Origin of the sequence: Staphylococcus sp. EG-SA-18 (assembly GCF_017151825.1) — a bacterium.
Lineage (GTDB): Bacteria > Bacillota > Bacilli > Staphylococcales > Staphylococcaceae > Staphylococcus > Staphylococcus aureus.
In genome coordinates this window covers 78,317-94,969 of record NZ_JACYVY010000064.1, presented here as the reverse complement: position 1 = coordinate 94,969, position 16,653 = coordinate 78,317, and the positions used below count along the sequence as shown (strand labels likewise).

General features: G+C 31.9%; 17 protein-coding genes. 3 read left to right on the top strand and 14 right to left on the bottom strand.

Annotated elements, in window-relative coordinates; genetic code table 11:
- Positions 1-210: 210 nt before the first annotated feature.
- The 10 genes from pheT to isdC form a co-directional block, all read right to left on the bottom strand.
- On the bottom strand, positions 211-2,613 hold the full coding sequence (pheT, locus tag IDG66_RS12470; protein ID WP_103143739.1) for a phenylalanine--tRNA ligase subunit beta: 2,403 nt from the start codon (positions 2,611-2,613) through the stop codon (positions 211-213).
- The gene (pheS, locus tag IDG66_RS12465; protein WP_000003566.1) at positions 2,613-3,671 is read right to left on the bottom strand and encodes a phenylalanine--tRNA ligase subunit alpha; all 1,059 of its coding nucleotides are present in this window, start codon (positions 3,669-3,671) and stop codon (positions 2,613-2,615) included. Before pheS ends, pheT begins: the two co-directional genes overlap by 1 nt.
- A gap of 380 nt (positions 3,672-4,051) precedes the next feature.
- Entirely contained in the window at positions 4,052-4,792 is a 741-nt protein-coding gene (locus tag IDG66_RS12460; protein ID WP_000435374.1) for a TrmH family RNA methyltransferase, read from the bottom strand.
- Between the two features lie 239 nt (positions 4,793-5,031).
- A complete protein-coding gene (locus IDG66_RS12455) occupies positions 5,032-5,139 on the bottom strand; it encodes a hypothetical protein (RefSeq protein WP_010956638.1) in 108 nt (35 codons plus the stop codon).
- Positions 5,140-5,175: 36 nt separating this feature from the next.
- Positions 5,176-5,499 carry a staphylobilin-forming heme oxygenase IsdG gene (gene isdG / locus IDG66_RS12450; protein ID WP_000670950.1) on the bottom strand — a complete coding sequence of 108 codons (324 nt, stop codon included), beginning with the start codon at positions 5,497-5,499 and terminating at the stop codon, positions 5,176-5,178.
- An 18-nt stretch (positions 5,500-5,517) separates the two neighbouring features.
- The gene (gene srtB / locus IDG66_RS12445; RefSeq protein WP_001242420.1) at positions 5,518-6,252 is read right to left on the bottom strand and encodes a class B sortase; all 735 of its coding nucleotides are present in this window, start codon (positions 6,250-6,252) and stop codon (positions 5,518-5,520) included.
- Positions 6,253-6,313: 61 nt separating this feature from the next.
- Positions 6,314-7,279: a hemin ABC transporter permease protein IsdF gene (isdF, locus tag IDG66_RS12440; RefSeq protein WP_180371543.1), complete on the bottom strand. Its 966-nt coding sequence runs from the start codon at positions 7,277-7,279 to the stop codon at positions 6,314-6,316.
- Positions 7,280-7,291: 12 nt separating this feature from the next.
- The gene (gene isdE, locus IDG66_RS12435; protein ID WP_001220199.1) at positions 7,292-8,170 is read right to left on the bottom strand and encodes a heme ABC transporter substrate-binding protein IsdE; all 879 of its coding nucleotides are present in this window, start codon (positions 8,168-8,170) and stop codon (positions 7,292-7,294) included.
- Complete coding sequence (isdD, locus tag IDG66_RS12430; protein ID WP_001246701.1) at positions 8,167-9,243, bottom strand: iron-regulated surface determinant protein IsdD; 1,077 nt, start codon at positions 9,241-9,243, stop codon at positions 8,167-8,169. Before isdD ends, isdE begins: the two co-directional genes overlap by 4 nt.
- The gene (gene isdC, locus IDG66_RS12425; protein ID WP_000789821.1) at positions 9,243-9,926 is read right to left on the bottom strand and encodes a heme uptake protein IsdC; all 684 of its coding nucleotides are present in this window, start codon (positions 9,924-9,926) and stop codon (positions 9,243-9,245) included. The genes isdD and isdC overlap by 1 nt, the downstream gene beginning before the upstream one ends.
- Positions 9,927-10,134: 208 nt before the next feature.
- Here isdC and isdA point away from each other — a divergent pair, with 208 nt between their 5' ends.
- Positions 10,135-11,187, top strand: a complete 1,053-nt coding sequence (gene isdA, locus IDG66_RS12420) for an LPXTG-anchored heme-scavenging protein IsdA (RefSeq protein ID WP_000160859.1) — start codon at positions 10,135-10,137, stop codon at positions 11,185-11,187.
- A 202-nt stretch (positions 11,188-11,389) separates the two neighbouring features.
- The gene (gene isdB, locus IDG66_RS12415; RefSeq protein WP_001041585.1) at positions 11,390-13,327 is read left to right on the top strand and encodes a heme uptake protein IsdB; all 1,938 of its coding nucleotides are present in this window, start codon (positions 11,390-11,392) and stop codon (positions 13,325-13,327) included.
- Between the two features lie 153 nt (positions 13,328-13,480).
- Here isdB and rpmF read toward each other — a convergent pair whose 3' ends face one another.
- Together rpmF and IDG66_RS12405 are read right to left on the bottom strand one after the other, a co-directional pair.
- Positions 13,481-13,654, bottom strand: a complete 174-nt coding sequence (rpmF, locus tag IDG66_RS12410; RefSeq protein WP_000290472.1) for a 50S ribosomal protein L32 — start codon at positions 13,652-13,654, stop codon at positions 13,481-13,483.
- 79 nt (positions 13,655-13,733) lie between these two features.
- Positions 13,734-14,291, bottom strand: coding sequence for a YceD family protein (locus IDG66_RS12405; RefSeq protein ID WP_000872158.1), 558 nt, complete (start codon positions 14,289-14,291; stop codon positions 13,734-13,736).
- Positions 14,292-14,417: 126 nt separating this feature from the next.
- Here IDG66_RS12405 and IDG66_RS12400 point away from each other — a divergent pair, with 126 nt between their 5' ends.
- On the top strand, positions 14,418-15,557 hold the full coding sequence (locus IDG66_RS12400; protein WP_000843611.1) for a nucleotidyltransferase: 1,140 nt from the start codon (positions 14,418-14,420) through the stop codon (positions 15,555-15,557).
- A 61-nt stretch (positions 15,558-15,618) separates the two neighbouring features.
- Here IDG66_RS12400 and coaD read toward each other — a convergent pair whose 3' ends face one another.
- Positions 15,619-16,101 (bottom strand): pantetheine-phosphate adenylyltransferase, encoded by a 483-nt coding sequence (coaD, locus tag IDG66_RS12395; protein ID WP_000401377.1) that lies wholly within the window; start codon positions 16,099-16,101, stop codon positions 15,619-15,621.
- Between the two features lies 1 nt (position 16,102).
- Positions 16,103-16,645: a 16S rRNA (guanine(966)-N(2))-methyltransferase RsmD gene (gene rsmD, locus IDG66_RS12390; protein WP_001263796.1), complete on the bottom strand. Its 543-nt coding sequence runs from the start codon at positions 16,643-16,645 to the stop codon at positions 16,103-16,105.
- Positions 16,646-16,653 lie beyond the last annotated feature (8 nt).

The window sequence follows — 16,653 nt, the reverse complement described above, 5'->3', positions numbered from 1 at the left end:
CTAATAGGAAATCCTATTAGGTAAGTCATACTAATTTGCTTTGCTCATAAGTATGACTTTATATGCAGTTGTGCGAAGCATCATCTGTATTCCACTGTTCCTCTTTGACTTTTTAAACCAATCGAATCCTAATTGGTGAATCCAAAAATAAAACCCCATGTTAGGGATATCAATCTACTTCAGATATCCTTATACATGGGGTTTAAATCATTATCTAATAACAGCACCTTGTTCAATTAATGCTGCTTCAATTTCCGCTTGTACTTTTGAAACGCGCTCATCTGTCAATGTTTCTTCTGTGTCTAAATAATTTAAACGTATTGCAATTGATTTTTTACCTTTTTCTAAATGTTCGCCCTGATATACATCAAAGACAAGTGTATCTTTTAATATATTGCCACCGTGTGCATGAATCGTTGATAATAAATCAGCTGCTGGAATATTTTGATCTACTTCTAATGCAATGTCACGAGACATGCCTGGGAATCTCGGAATTGGCTGGTAATTAATGTAACCTACCGACACAGACATTAATGCATCAAAATTCAACTCAAAAACATACGTACGTTTTAAATCTTTATCAGCTGCTAATGTTGGATGTAATTCACCAATAAAACCAACAACTTTATTTTCTAATAAGATTTCAGCTGTACGACCTGGATGTAATCCATCAATATCGGCACGACGATAACTAAATTCAAGGTTTAACTTTTCAGATACTCGATCCACGACACCTTTTGCTAAATAGAAATCAACCGTTTCTTTCTTACCTTGCCATTGATTGACTACATAATCTCCAGTTAAAATACCACTTAAATATTCAACTTGATCTGGTAGTTCACCTTCTCCATTAGCAAAGAAGACATTGCCGATTTCAAATAATTTTACATCTTTATTTTTGCGTGCCACATTATATGATGCTGCTTCGATTAAATGTGGTAATAAACTTTGACGTAATGACGCATGCGCTTCACTCATTGGCATCAATAAATCAATTGTTTGACGCTGTTGCATCGAAAATGCAGTAGCATCCTCTTTAGAAACTAACGAATACGTAATAGCTTGATCTAATCCAGCACCTTCTAACACTTCTTTAACCATTCTCGTTTTATATTGGCGATCAGTTAGCTGACCACTAGTAACTTTATCGAAGACAGGTAACGTTGATGGAATATCGTCGTATCCATATATACGTGCAACTTCTTCAATTAAATCTTCTTTAATTGTAATATCTTTACGACGTGATGGTACTAGCACTGTAATAACATCATCATTTATTTCTGTATCAAACCCTAGTTGATTAAAAATAGTAACAATATCATTTTGTGACAAATCAAATCCAATAGTGCGATTAATTTTATCAGCAGTGATGTCGATTGGTGTAATAAATGCACCAAGTTCTCCTGAAGACACTCTATCTTTTAGCACTTTTCCGTTTGCATAAGTTTGTAATAAATAACATGCACGGTCGACTGCTTCATCTACAAATTCAGTAGCTATTCCTTTTTCAAAACGACTAGATGATTCACTGCGTAAATTTAAACGTCTTGATGTATGACGAATTGAAACTGGATCAAAAATAGCACCTTCAATCACTATATTTGATGTTTGTTCTTTAACTTCTGAAAAATCGCCACCCATAACACCAGCTAATGCAATTGGAGTTTGTCCATTAGTAATGACAATATCGCTCGTTAATAATTCACGTTCTGTATCATCTAATGTTGTCATTTTTTCGCCTTCATTAGCTTGACGAACAACAATTTGTTGTGAACCAATCGCATCTTGATCAAACATGTGCAATGGTTGACCGTATTCTAATAACACATAATTTGAAATGTCAACAACATTATTAATAGGACGTATACCCGCTTTTATTAAGCGTGCTTGCATCCAAATTGGCGAGGGTTCAATTGTCACGTCGTGAACAACACGTGCACTATAATATGGTACTTTATCTTCATTTTCTATTGTCACAGTCAGTTCATCATTTGCAGATAACTCAAGCTCATTTGATGTTGTGTCTGGCTTAGTCATTTTTGTATTATACAATGCTGCAACTTCATAAGCAGTACCTATCATACTTAAAGCATCTGCACGATTCGGCGTTAAATCAAATTCCATTACTTGATCATCTAAATATAAAGCTTGTAAGGCATCTGTTCCTGGAACTTGGGATTCACTAAATACATAAATGCCTGATTCAAAACTTTTCGGTATATAATTACTTGAAATACCAATTTCTTGTAACGAACAAATCATACCTTCTGAACGTTCACCGCGTAATTTGGCACGCTTAATTTTAATACCACCAGGCAATCTTCCACCTACTTTAGCAACAATGACATATTGTCCTGCATCAACGTTCGGTGCACCACATACTATTTGTACAGGTTCGTCTTCTCCGATATCAACTTGGCAAACATTTAATTTATCTGCATCAGGATGTTTATCTTTTGACTTAACGAAGCCGACAACTAAATTTTTGATATCTTTTGTGTAGTCAATTAAATCATCCACTTCAATACCTGTGCGCGTAATACGTTCTGCCAAATTACTTACAGAATCATCGATTGTTACATATTCTTTCAACCATTCATTTGATATCAACATTACATGTCACCTCTATCTTCTACCGCTTTAAATTGATCTAAAAATCTCACATCATTAGTATAGAAATGACGAATATCTTCTATACCATATTTCAACATTGCAATACGGTCTGGTCCCATACCAAATGCAAATCCAGAGTACTCTGAAGAATCAAAACCAGCCATTTCTAATACATTAGGATGTACCATTCCAGCACCTAAAATTTCAATCCATCCTGTGTGTTTACACACATTACAACCTTTTCCTTTACATTTAAAACATGACACATCAACTTCTACAGAAGGTTCAGTGAATGGGAAGTAACTTGGACGTAAACGAATTTCACGATCAGCACCAAATAATTTCTTAGCTAACAATTCTAAAGTACCTTTCAAATCACTCATTTTAACGTTTTTATCAACAACTAATCCTTCGATTTGTGTAAATTGATGACTATGTGTCGCATCATCAGAGTCACGACGATACACTTTACCAGGGCAAATAATTTTAACTGGACCTTGACCATGACGTGATTCCATCGTACGTGCCTGCACTGGTGATGTATGCGTACGTAATAAAATTTCATCCGTAATATAGAAACTATCTTGCATATCACGTGCAGGGTGTGATTTAGGTAAATTCAGCATTTCGAAGTTATAATGATCTTGTTCAACTTCATATCCATTCACAATTTCATAACCTAAACCTAAGAATAAGTCTTCAATTTCTTCTATTGTACGTGTTAATGGATGCTTTGAACCGATTTCAATATGACGACCTGGTAATGATACATCAATTGTTTCTTCAGCCAATTGCTTATTTAATTTTTCTTTAACTAACATCTGTTGTCTTTCATCTAATTCATTTTGAATTGTTTGACGCAATTCATTCACTTTTTGACCAAATGCAGGTTTCTCTTCATTCGGCAAATCCTTCATCAATTTCATTAGTCCGCTAACTGACCCTTTTTTACCTAAGTATTTCACTTTAACTTCTTGCAGTGCACGTTCATCATTTGCTTCATTAATATCTACAAGCGCTTGTTGTTTTAACTCTGACATTGTTTGTTGTTCAGACATATGTCACTGACCTCCCTATTCGAACTATTCATTTTATATTTATCATATTTGTTGTTTAACTAAAAAAAGACTTTCATCCTCTTAAAAAATAAGGGACGAAAGTCATTTCCGTGGTACCACCCAAATTTATGCCTAAGCATACACTTGTTTAATATTGATAACGGATTGTCTTTCCGACTTAAATCTCTTTAAGTAACCAAAAAGGTGAAAAGACTTTAAATAATTGGAATAACTTGCAGTCACGATTATTCTCCCTAAAACAATTATTTATATAAATGTCCATGCCTTTTTATTGGTTTATATTCAATTGTGTATGCAATCACGTAGAAATGTTCTGTTAAACAATTAATTATAATTATATCGGAAAACTTTCAACACGGTCAACCTTTCAAATGATAAAGTAAAATACTACCTGCAATCGCTACATTTAAACTTTCAGCTTTACCATAAATAGGTATGATTAAATTTTGTGTAGTATGTGCTAATAATTCAGGATTAACACCTTCTCCCTCATTACCTAATAGTAATGCAAAAGAATCACTTGAAGTAACTTCTTTGTATGCCACTGCGTTTTCAAGTGCTGTACCATAAACAGGACCATTAAATTGAGTAATAAACGTATCGAGATCTTGTGTCATAACTGGCAAATGGAAAACACTACCTTGACTCGCTCGCAACACTTTATCTTGATAAGGATCTGTCGTACCCTTCTCCATTATTACAGCATCCATTCCAGCAGCATCCGCAGTTCTAATTAATGTGCCTAAATTTCCAGGATCTTGAACACGATCGATGAGCAATACTTGTTGTGCTTTAGAAATATCATAGTGCGGCTTCTCAATGATTGCGAAAAACCCTTGTGGTGTCACTGTACCTGATAAAGATTCAGCAACTTTCATGTTTATTTCAAAAACTTCTTGCGCGTATGCGATAATTTGCTGATCTAATCTTGCCGGTTCAATTGCAAATAATTGTGTAATTACAATTCCACTTTGATAAGCTTCTTCAATTAAATGCACACCTTCAATTAAAGCTAATCCAGTTTTATCCCTCTCACGTTTCTTTTTTAGCTTGTTCGCTTGTTTAATTCTATTATTTTGTGCAGAAGTAATTTGTTCCATAGATAGCTCCTCGCTTTATTTTTAAAAATAAAAATATTAATCATTAATAAGATGAAAACATTTGATTGTATAGTTAATATTAATTAATCGATTTTATCACTCATATTATTTCAAATTGTATAAATTTCTTTTATCGATACTACTACTATAAATCATACGCCCCAAAATATCATTATTAATTCTTTTCTTCTTCAAAATAAATCAAAATGATATAATTGATGATTATTTTCAAAGCACATTCAAATCAAACTATGTTTTAGCAATTTGTTGTTAGCATGTTTGTGTTCATTAAAAAAACGACCATCATCGGTATCATGTATGGTCGTTACAAAAGTTAACAATACCAATTGTCATAACAAGTACTGCAACCTCTTTAAATTCAATTATTTCATGTAACTATAGCCTATATCATATGTAATTACTTTGTTATTGATAATCGGGCTACTTTCATCTTCATTTTTACTTCTAACATGTTTATGTGCTGCTTTAAAGACATCAGATTTTAACCAATCCGTAAAAGCTTGCTTTGATTTCCAAACTGTTAAAATTTTCACTTCATCAAAATCTTCCTGTTCTAAAGTTTGTGTAACAAACATGCCATCAAAGCCTTCTAATGTTTCAATCCCATGTCTCGTGTAAAATCGTTCTATAATATCTTTTGCTGTTCCTTTTGTTAACGTCAGCCTATTTTCTGCCATAAATTTCATAATTATCCTCTTTTCTGTTTAACTTACCTTAATTATTTTTGCGACAACAACAATTCTTTTCGTTGTTTCACTATATGCATCTTCGCACGTTGATAAAGTCATTATTCTATCTTTTACCGTTACATTAACATCTGAATTAATTACAGATTTACGTTTTGTTTCATCTAAAAATTGTTGATAATCTTGATCATTTTCAAAATCTGTACGTATGTAATTATCTTTAGTAGTAGTTTTATATGCACTAAATACTTGCAATTGATATTTACCATATTTATTGTCAAATTCAATTATCTTGTGTTTTTCATAAAACGATTGCTTTAAATAATCTTCTAACACATCAAACATCGTATTATCACCGACATGGTGCCCGTATAAAATAGTATTATGATTTAAATTCTTCAATTCATTTCTAAAATCCATAAAAATACTACCTTTACGTCGATGTTCTCGCTCAAAATCTAAATTTAAATAATCGTGATTTGTCTTACCTTGTAGTACTGGATAATTTAATGATGTTCCTGATAATTTTATCCATCCAACAATGTCTTTATTTATTTTTTCAAGTGATTCAAATTGTGGTCTCACATGTGCTTGATGTTTGCTCATCAGCATTTGAAATTTTTGTTGTAATTTCTCATAATTTGCGCGTTCTTGCTTGTCTTCAATATATGTTTGAACAATTTTGTAACCAAAAATGATAATAATTACAACCAATAAAATTTGTACAATAGTTAAAAATCGCTTCATTCTCATAAAAATCCTCTTTTATTAACGACGTTTCTTCAGTCATCACTAAACCAGTTGTTGTACCGTTTTAGATTCGATTTCGTTGACTTTGACAAATTAAGTAAATTAGCATTGGACCACCGACAATCATTAAAATAGCATTGGCTGGAATTTCTAGAGGAGGCTGTATCACTCGTCCTAATAAATCAGCCACTAACAATAGCCATGCACCAATAACTGTAGAAAACGGAATAAGTACTCTGTAATTGCCCCCAACTAGCTTTCTAACCACATGTGGCACAATAATACCTAAAAAGGCTAGTTGTCCAACAATCGCAACAGTTGCACTTGCTAAAAATACTGCTAATAAACCTGTTAACCATCTGTAACGATCAATATTAAAACCGATACTTCGCGCTTGTATGTCGTCTAAATTTAGTAAATTCAATTTAGGGGACAATAGTAATGTTAATATTAATCCCAATAATGCTGATACTGCTAATATGTATACGTCGCTCCATATTTTCATTGTTAAGCCTTGAGGAATTTTCATTAAAGGGTTTTGAGTTAAAATTTCTAAAACACCATTTAATAATACGAATAACGCAACACCTACTAATATCATACTTACAGCATTGAATCTAAATTTAGAATGCAACAATATAATTATTAAAAATGGTATTAAACCTCCAATAAAACTTAATAATGGTAAGTAAAAGTACAATTGTGGAATAAACAACATACAAAGTGCTCTTATTATAAGTGCACCTGAGGAAACGCCAATGATATTCGCCTCTGCCAAAGGATTTTGTAGTGCTGCTTGTAATAATGCTCCAGAAACTGCTAACATTGCGCCAACCATCAATGCAATTAATATACGTGGCAATCGCAAATCAATGATTGAATCCACTGCTTCATTGTTACCAGTTGTAAATTTTGTAATTAGGTCATTAAATGACAATTTAATTGTACCGGTTACAAACGAAATATAAGCAGTTGCGATTAAAATGACTAACAAACATAAAAATAGTAGTTTCTTTTTATTTTTTATCATCATATCAACTCACTATTTTTTATCCTTATAAAATAAATCATATAATTGAGTCATTGCCTTATCAGCATCAACATTTGCTGTAATACCGAATGGCACTTCCTCTAAGTCATAAACATGATTATTTTTCACAGCTTTAAAATGTTTCCAAATATCATTCTGTTTAAATTCTTTTTGAAACATTTTCTTAACTTCTTCAGGCATTCCGTGTGGTAATCTTAAAATAATATCTGGATTGATATTCAACAAATTTTCAGTATTAGACGAAATATATTGACGATCTTTCACTTTAATAACATTTTCTCCACCTGCTATTTTAACTAAATCACCAATATATGATTTATCAGTTGCTACTAAATAGCTACCCGGTACACCCATTAATATTAATACTTTGGGATGTTTCTTTTGTTTAGCTGCTTTATTTTCAATTTTTTGCTTTACAGAATTTAAATGGTCATTTAATTCTTTTGCTTGTGCTTTACGATTAAATTGATCACCTAATTGTGTAATCGACTTTTGCATCCCTTTTAAACTATCAAAATCATAAAAGTAGCCTTTCATATTTAATTGTTTGTAAAATGGTTGCATTTCATCTTTAATCGTTGACACACTCAAAACATGTGTTGGTTTTAATTTTTTAACAGCTTCAACATTCGGCTCCATTGGTTGACCAATTTCCGGTACATCTTTATAACGATTAGGCAATGTCTTATATGACGTGGGTTTGCCGACAATTGGTAAATCCAATTTGTCCAATGTCATTGTCAATGCAACAGTTGTTGGTACGATTCTGAATTCGCCGGATTTAGTTGATTCTTGAGAACTGGAAGATTGACAGCTGGTTAAGATAACGACGCTTATCACTAAAATGGTTAAATACTTTATGATTCTCAAACTTGGTTACCTCTCTTTCTGCTGTATAAATGTGCCGAAATAAGTAAAATAGTTGCTAACACAATGCCAGCTGCAAATAAAATATATTGCTTTTTATGATTTGGTTCATCAAGTTCTTTAATATCACTAGATAATTGACTACTATTCTTGCTATCATCATCTCTATTAAAAGCTGGTAACGCTTTTTCTTTTTCAACTACTTTTTTCTTTTCCTTTTTTGATTTTTCATCTTTATGTTTCGGTTGCTCTTTGTGATTATTTTCAACCTTTTTTACTGTTGGAGGGCTATTTTCAACTTTTAATGTACCTGATGCTTTAGGTCGCTCATTTTCAATCTTTTTATTACTGTCTTGTTGCACTTTATCTTTTTGTACAGGAATATCATTTAATCCTTTTTCAGTAAAAAGGCTAGTACGTCTTTCCTTAGTATCTGATTTTTGACTATCTTTTTTGTCATCAATATCTTTTTTAAGCTGATCTTGATTATTTTCTTGATTTTGATGTTTTGAAGGCACTTCTTTTGCATCATCATGTTGTACTTTTTTCTCTTTAAAATGAATAGAATACACCATTTCTTTGTTATCTAGATTTTTCTTTTCAGCCAACGTTTTAACATGCATATTGATTTTATCCATATGCTGTTCAATTAAAATTCTTACTATTGTGTCATCCTTTTCATCTTTTATAACAAAAGGAAATTCTTCATTTTTGTCATTTTGAAAAACAAGTTGTTCTTTATCTATTTGACCTTTTAGCTTTACTTGCAAGTAAATTTTACCAGTCATATCTGAAATCAATTGCGCCTTTTCGTCAACTAGTTGTTGTTCCTCAGTTACATTTTTATTTTCTTGATTAAAAATTAGTAACTCTAACGCTTTATTCTCTTTTATCTTTTCATCAAAAATTGATGTAGTTAATTCTGTTTTATCTTTTGCTTCAGGTTGATTAAATTTGGCTGATGGATATTTTATCTCATCAGCCAACACGCTACCAATCATTGTTGTATATGTAAGTATACCTAAGCTAATAATAGCTATAATAGATTTTGTAGCAATTTGTTTAACATTTCTCATTATTCCACATTGCCTTTAGATTTTTTTCTAACAAACAATGTGATTGCGATTAATAATGCTAAGGATGCAACTGGTATTGCATATATATATGCAGGTGTACCAGCATTTGTTTGTGGATTTTCTACTTTGTCTTTATTCGAACTATTAGATTCACTTTGACCAGTAGTCGTTCCATCAGATCCTTTGTCACTACCTGAAGCAGAATTTTTATCATCTTTACCTGGTGCATTAGCACCTGCTACATCAGTTGGTCCATTAAATTTATATGTAATGTTGTAATGATGGTCATATTTGAATGGCTTTCCATTTACTTTTTCATCGATATAAACGTCAATTTTTCCATCTATTTTACCGTTCAACTTACTTACTTCAAATTCAGAAGTGCGTTCATCTTTGGCAGTGTTTTTACTAATAATATTTTCTTTATGTCCTTCGATACTCATTCCAGTAATCCAATGACTGTGGTTGACAGTTATTTGAACATACAATTTACCATTTTTCTTAATGTACTTTGCCGGTTTATTAAAATAGTCATTAGCAATTGACGTGTCATTGGTATTGTATTTGTAAACCTCATAATTCAAAGTACCGCTATCTGCGGCATTTGCAGAATTACTGAATGTCGCGATGATGATAATTAACGCTAAAATCGTTGTATTAAAAACTTTTAAAATATTTTTCAAAACATAATCCTCCTTTTTATGATTGCTTTTAAGTCTTTAGTAAAATCATAAATAATAATGATTATCATTGTCAATATTTATTTTATAATCAATTTATTATTGTTATACGAAAATAGATGTGCTAGTATAATTGATAACCATTATCAATTGCAATGGTTAATCATCTCATATAACAACACATAATTTGTATCCTTAGGAGGAAAACAACATGACAAAACATTATTTAAACAGTAAGTATCAATCAGAACAACGTTCATCAGCTATGAAAAAGATTACAATGGGTACAGCATCTATCATTTTAGGTTCCCTTGTATACATAGGCGCAGACAGCCAACAAGTCAATGCGGCAACAGAAGCTACGAACGCAACTAATAATCAAAGCACACAAGTTTCTCAAGCAACATCACAACCAATTAATTTCCAAGTGCAAAAAGATGGCTCTTCAGAGAAGTCACACATGGATGACTATATGCAACACCCTGGTAAAGTAATTAAACAAAATAATAAATATTATTTCCAAACCGTGTTAAACAATGCATCATTCTGGAAAGAATACAAATTTTACAATGCAAACAATCAAGAATTAGCAACAACTGTTGTTAACGATAATAAAAAAGCGGATACTAGAACAATCAATGTTGCAGTTGAACCTGGATATAAGAGCTTAACTACTAAAGTACATATTGTCGTGCCACAAATTAATTACAATCATAGATATACTACGCATTTGGAATTTGAAAAGGCAATTCCTACATTAGCTGACGCAGCAAAACCAAACAATGTTAAACCGGTTCAACCAAAACCAGCTCAACCTAAAACACCTACTGAGCAAACTAAACCAGTTCAACCTAAAGTTGAAAAAGTTAAACCTACTGTAACTACAACAAGCAAAGTTGAAGACAATCACTCTACTAAAGTTGTAAGTACTGACACAACAAAAGATCAAACTAAAACACAAACTGCTCATACAGTTAAAACAGCACAAACTGCTCAAGAACAAAATAAAGTTCAAACACCTGTTAAAGATGTTGCAACAGCGAAATCTGAAAGCAACAATCAAGCTGTAAGTGATAATAAATCACAACAAACTAACAAAGTTACAAAACATAACGAAACGCCTAAACAAGCATCTAAAGCTAAAGAATTACCAAAAACTGGTTTAACTTCAGTTGATAACTTTATTAGCACAGTTGCCTTCGCAACACTTGCCCTTTTAGGTTCATTATCTTTATTACTTTTCAAAAGAAAAGAATCTAAATAAATCATCGTCACACTCATAACTTAATATATTTTTTATTTTAAATTTTATTTAACCTATGTCATAGATATTTCATAATCTATAACATAGGTTATTTTTTTATAAAATAACGTTGCAATTAACTACCATTTCAATGTACAATACAAGTAATCAATTGATAATGATTATCAGTTGATAATATACAATTAGGAGTTGTTTTTACAACATGAACAAACAGCAAAAAGAATTTAAATCATTTTATTCAATTAGAAAGTCATCACTAGGCGTTGCATCTGTAGCAATTAGTACACTTTTATTATTAATGTCAAATGGCGAAGCACAAGCAGCAGCTGAAGAAACAGGTGGTACAAATACAGAAGCACAACCAAAAACTGAAGCAGTTGCAAGTCCAACAACAACATCTGAAAAAGCTCCAGAAACTAAACCAGTAGCTAATGCTGTCTCAGTATCTAATAAAGAAGTTGAGGCTCCTACTTCTGAAACAAAAGAAGCTAAAGAAGTTAAAGAAGTTAAAGCCCCTAAGGAAACAAAAGAAGTTAAACCAGCAGCAAAAGCCACTAACAATACATATCCTATTTTGAATCAGGAACTTAGAGAAGCGATTAAAAACCCTGCAATAAAAGACAAAGATCATAGCGCACCAAACTCTCGTCCAATTGATTTTGAAATGAAAAAGAAAGATGGAACTCAACAGTTTTATCATTATGCAAGTTCTGTTAAACCTGCTAGAGTTATTTTCACTGATTCAAAACCAGAAATTGAATTAGGATTACAATCAGGTCAATTTTGGAGAAAATTTGAAGTTTATGAAGGTGACAAAAAGTTGCCAATTAAATTAGTATCATACGATACTGTTAAAGATTATGCTTACATTCGCTTCTCTGTATCAAACGGAACAAAAGCTGTTAAAATTGTTAGTTCAACACACTTCAATAACAAAGAAGAAAAATACGATTACACATTAATGGAATTCGCACAACCAATTTATAACAGTGCAGATAAATTCAAAACTGAAGAAGATTATAAAGCTGAAAAATTATTAGCGCCATATAAAAAAGCGAAAACACTAGAAAGACAAGTTTATGAATTAAATAAAATTCAAGATAAACTTCCTGAAAAATTAAAGGCTGAGTACAAGAAGAAATTAGAGGATACAAAGAAAGCTTTAGATGAGCAAGTGAAATCAGCTATTACTGAATTCCAAAAAGTACAACCAACAAATGAAAAAATGACTGATTTACAAGATACAAAATATGTTGTTTATGAAAGTGTTGAGAATAACGAATCTATGATGGATACTTTTGTTAAACACCCTATTAAAACAGGTATGCTTAACGGCAAAAAATATATGGTCATGGAAACTACTAATGACGATTACTGGAAAGATTTCATGGTTGAAGGTCAACGTGTTAGAACTATAAGCAAAGATGCTAAAAATAATACTAGAACAATTATTTTCCCATATGTTGAAGGTAAAACTCTATATGATGCTATCGTTAAAGTTCACGTAAAAACGATTGATTATGATGGACAATACCATGTCAGAATCGTTGATAAAGAAGCATTTACAAAAGCCAATACCGATAAATCTAACAAAAAAGAACAACAAGATAACTCAGCTAAGAAGGAAGCTACTCCAGCTACGCCTAGCAAACCAACACCATCACCTGTTGAAAAAGAATCACAAAAACAAGACAGCCAAAAAGATGACAATAAACAATTACCAAGTGTTGAAAAAGAAAATGACGCATCTAGTGAGTCAGGTAAAGACAAAACGCCTGCTACAAAACCAACTAAAGGTGAAGTAGAATCAAGTAGTACAACTCCAACTAAGGTAGTATCTACGACTCAAAATGTTGCAAAACCAACAACTGCTTCATCAAAAACAACAAAAGATGTTGTTCAAACTTCAGCAGGTTCTAGCGAAGCAAAAGATAGTGCTCCATTACAAAAAGCAAACATTAAAAACACAAATGATGGACACACTCAAAGCCAAAACAATAAAAATACACAAGAAAATAAAGCAAAATCATTACCACAAACTGGTGAAGAATCAAATAAAGATATGACATTACCATTAATGGCATTATTAGCTTTAAGTAGCATCGTTGCATTCGTATTACCTAGAAAACGTAAAAACTAATAAATCGTCTTTATATTTAATTATTAAATTAACAAATTTTAATTGGCGGATGAGGTATCCAGTTACCTCGTTCGCCAATTATTTTTCGCAATATAAAAAGTCCCACTTAAAACAATCATTTTAAGCGGGACTTTTTATATTGAGTAACTAAAATTATTTAGCTGCTACTTCTTCGCCATTGTAAGAACCACAGTTTTTACATACACGGTGTGATAATTTGTATTCGCCACAGTTTGGGCATTCAGTCATACCTGGTACTGAAATTTTGAAATGCGTACGACGTTTGTTTTTTCTAGTTTTAGAAGTTCTTCTTTTTGGTACTGCCATGATATATCCTCCTTAGATTATAAACGAAAAATACTAAATGTTAGTTTAATTAACAACATTATATCATTAATTAAACTACTTATTGCTCTTTATCATATAATTGTTGTAATTTTTGAAGCCTTGGATCAACTTGTCGTGATTCTGAATCATCTTGTTCTTGCTGTTTAGCAAGCTCATCTAATTGATCCTCATCGATTACTTCCCAACCATTACCTACTGTCAACATTTGGTCACTTTGCTCTGAATAAGCTCTCATTGGTTTCTCAATAATAACTATATCCTCGACAATATCCTGAAGATTAACCATACCATCTTTAATAATGTGATAGTGTTCATCTACATCATCTTGATCATCGTTATACTGATTGTACCCTTCTAAATCAAATACTTCTGTAGTAGTTACATCTAGTGGGACTTTTACTGGTACAAGAGTACGTGCACAAGGCATTGTATACGTTCCAGTAATGTGAATATCCGCAACGACTTCTGTTGACTTAATGGTTAACTGACCTTGGATTGTAATTGGAGATAAATCAATTAAATCTAATGATTCTTTTAAATTGTCAAAACTCACCGTTTGATCAAATTCAAATGGCTTACCTTGATATTTCCTTAATTGCGTAATTGACCATTTCATATGGCTTCACCTCTAACAAGCACAAAATTTATTTTAACTTTCTAAGAACAAGTTGTCAAGATTTTTTCTTAACATATCATGTTCTGTTACAATATTAATAATGAATACCGAAAGGACGAATTGCAAATGAAAAGCGTTGGCTTAATCACAGAATATAATCCCTTTCATAATGGGCATCAATATCATATTAATCAATCTAAAAAACTTACAAATGCTGACGTTACTATTGCAATAATGAGTGGTAACTTTGTCATGCGTGGCGAACCAGCAATCTATAATAAGTTTACTCGTGCAAAAATGGCGTTATCAACAGCTGATTTAGTTATCGAACTACCAGCAACTGCCAGTTTATCATCTGGCGATCATTTTGCCGAACTAGCAGTTAAAGTCGCAGATTATATGAGTGTCGATACAATTGCATTTGGTAGTGAAAATAATGATATCAAAACATTAAAGCAATTAGCACACAGCATTAATGAAATTGAACAATCTGAATCCTTTTCACAAAAAGTAAAAGAAGGTAAAAGCTACCCTCGTATCATTAGCGAATTATTAGAGCATCATGAAGCACTAGCAAGTCCTAACAACATACTTGGTATTAGTTACCTGAAAGCAATTGCTAAAAATGCTAAAAACATCAATGCAATTTCTATCAAACGAGAAAATGCTCAACATCATGATTCATTAATTCAACACCATCAGTTTGCAAGTGGTACATCTATTAGAACATCAATCATTAGTCAAGATGATCATTGGCATCATGTGGTACCTAAAGATATTCAACACTTGTACGTAACACCTCATATAACATTAAATCAAATATTTCCATATTTGAAATATCAAATCATAGCTATGACTACAGATTCATTAAAAAATATTTATACTGTTACTGAAGGTTTTGAAAATCGTTTGAAATCTAACATTTATGAAGCAACTGATTTTCATCATTTTGTAAAATTACTAAAAACAAAGCGTTATACATATACGCATATCCAAAGACTGTTAATGAATGTATTATTAAACATTAAACCTACAGATGTTACGAGTAACATTCACGCAGTTAAAGTATTAGCGATGAACGACCGTGGCAGACAATATTTAAAGCATTTAAAAACAGCGTTCCCAGAAAGACAATATATAACCAATATTAACAAAAGCAATGCACATTACTTCACAAATGAAATCAAAGCAACACACATATACAATGCAATAAGCGGGCAACAACAAACAGATTTCAACACGCCTGTCATACAGCAATATCGTTAACAAATGAAAACAGTATTTTAGGATTGTAAACCATGATAAACCTAAAATACTGTTATTTTTATTACTTAAATTTCTTCTTCAATGCCTTTTCAACATAAGGTGGAACGAATTCAGAAATATCTGCTCGATAAGCTGCAACTTCTTTAACAATACTTGAACTTATAAATGAATAATTAGTACTAGACATCATATATAACGTTTCAATTTCATTGTTCAACTTTTTATTCATTGAAGTTAAGCGTAATTCATATTCAAAATCACTGACTGCTCTTAAACCACGTATGATTGTTTTAGCTCCTACTTGTTCACAATAATCGACTAGTAAACCACTAAATTGATGAACCTTGACATTAGGTAAATGTTTAACAGATTGTTCAATTAAATCCATACGCTCTTCTAAACTAAACGTACCTTCTTTTTTACTATTTTTAAGAACACAGACATGAATTTCATCAAATCTATCTGTACTTCTCTCAATAATGTCTAAATGACCATAAGTAATGGGGTCAAAACTACCCGGAATGACCGCTATTGTATGTTCCATGCTATTCTCCCTTTTCTAATAACAATGTGTCTGTCAACCCATAATGGTAACGTTTAATCATATTAAACGGTTGATAGTCTATTTCTTCATGATTGCTAAATTCACAAACGATGATACCATTTTCTTTCAATAAATTAAACTCTGAAATTAGTTTTAAAGCTTTATCAATGAGACCTTTATTATAAGGTGGATCTAAGAAAATGACATCAAATTGAATATCCCGTTTTGACAATGCTTTTAAAGCTCTATCTGCATTATTTTTATAAACTTCAGATTGTGCCTCTAAATCCAAATTCGCAAGATTTGATTTAATAACTTTTACAGCTTTAAAATTTTGATCAACAAAGATTACCTTATCCATACCTCGAGAGAGTGCTTCTATTCCAAGCGCCCCACTTCCTGCAAATAAATCTAAACCTATACCTGACACATCATATAAACTATTAAAGATACCTTCTTTAACTTTATCCATAGTTGGTCTCGTATTACGGCCTTCCATACTTTCTAAAGCTTTACTTTTATGTTTACCTGCAATGACGCGCATGTTGTTCA

Bases quoted from the DNA above. Each gene is read 5' to 3' on its own strand.
- pheT (WP_103143739.1), bottom strand. From the start codon at position 2,613: ATGTTGATATCAAATGAATGGTTGAAAGAATATGTAACAATCGATGAT.
- pheS (WP_000003566.1), bottom strand. From the start codon at position 3,671: ATGTCTGAACAACAAACAATGTCAGAGTTAAAACAACAAGCGCTTGTA.
- IDG66_RS12460 (WP_000435374.1), bottom strand. From the start codon at position 4,792: ATGGAACAAATTACTTCTGCACAAAATAATAGAATTAAACAAGCGAAC.
- isdG (WP_000670950.1), bottom strand. From the start codon at position 5,499: ATGAAATTTATGGCAGAAAATAGGCTGACGTTAACAAAAGGAACAGCA.
- srtB (WP_001242420.1), bottom strand. From the start codon at position 6,252: ATGAGAATGAAGCGATTTTTAACTATTGTACAAATTTTATTGGTTGTA.
- isdF (WP_180371543.1), bottom strand. From the start codon at position 7,279: ATGATAAAAAATAAAAAGAAACTACTATTTTTATGTTTGTTAGTCATT.
- isdD (WP_001246701.1), bottom strand. From the start codon at position 9,243: ATGAGAAATGTTAAACAAATTGCTACAAAATCTATTATAGCTATTATT.
- isdA (WP_000160859.1), top strand. From the start codon at position 10,135: ATGACAAAACATTATTTAAACAGTAAGTATCAATCAGAACAACGTTCA.
- isdB (WP_001041585.1), top strand. From the start codon at position 11,390: ATGAACAAACAGCAAAAAGAATTTAAATCATTTTATTCAATTAGAAAG.
- rpmF (WP_000290472.1), bottom strand. From the start codon at position 13,654: ATGGCAGTACCAAAAAGAAGAACTTCTAAAACTAGAAAAAACAAACGT.
- IDG66_RS12405 (WP_000872158.1), bottom strand. From the start codon at position 14,291: ATGAAATGGTCAATTACGCAATTAAGGAAATATCAAGGTAAGCCATTT.
- IDG66_RS12400 (WP_000843611.1), top strand. From the start codon at position 14,418: ATGAAAAGCGTTGGCTTAATCACAGAATATAATCCCTTTCATAATGGG.
- coaD (WP_000401377.1), bottom strand. From the start codon at position 16,101: ATGGAACATACAATAGCGGTCATTCCGGGTAGTTTTGACCCCATTACT.
- rsmD (WP_001263796.1), bottom strand. From the start codon at position 16,645: ATGCGCGTCATTGCAGGTAAACATAAAAGTAAAGCTTTAGAAAGTATG.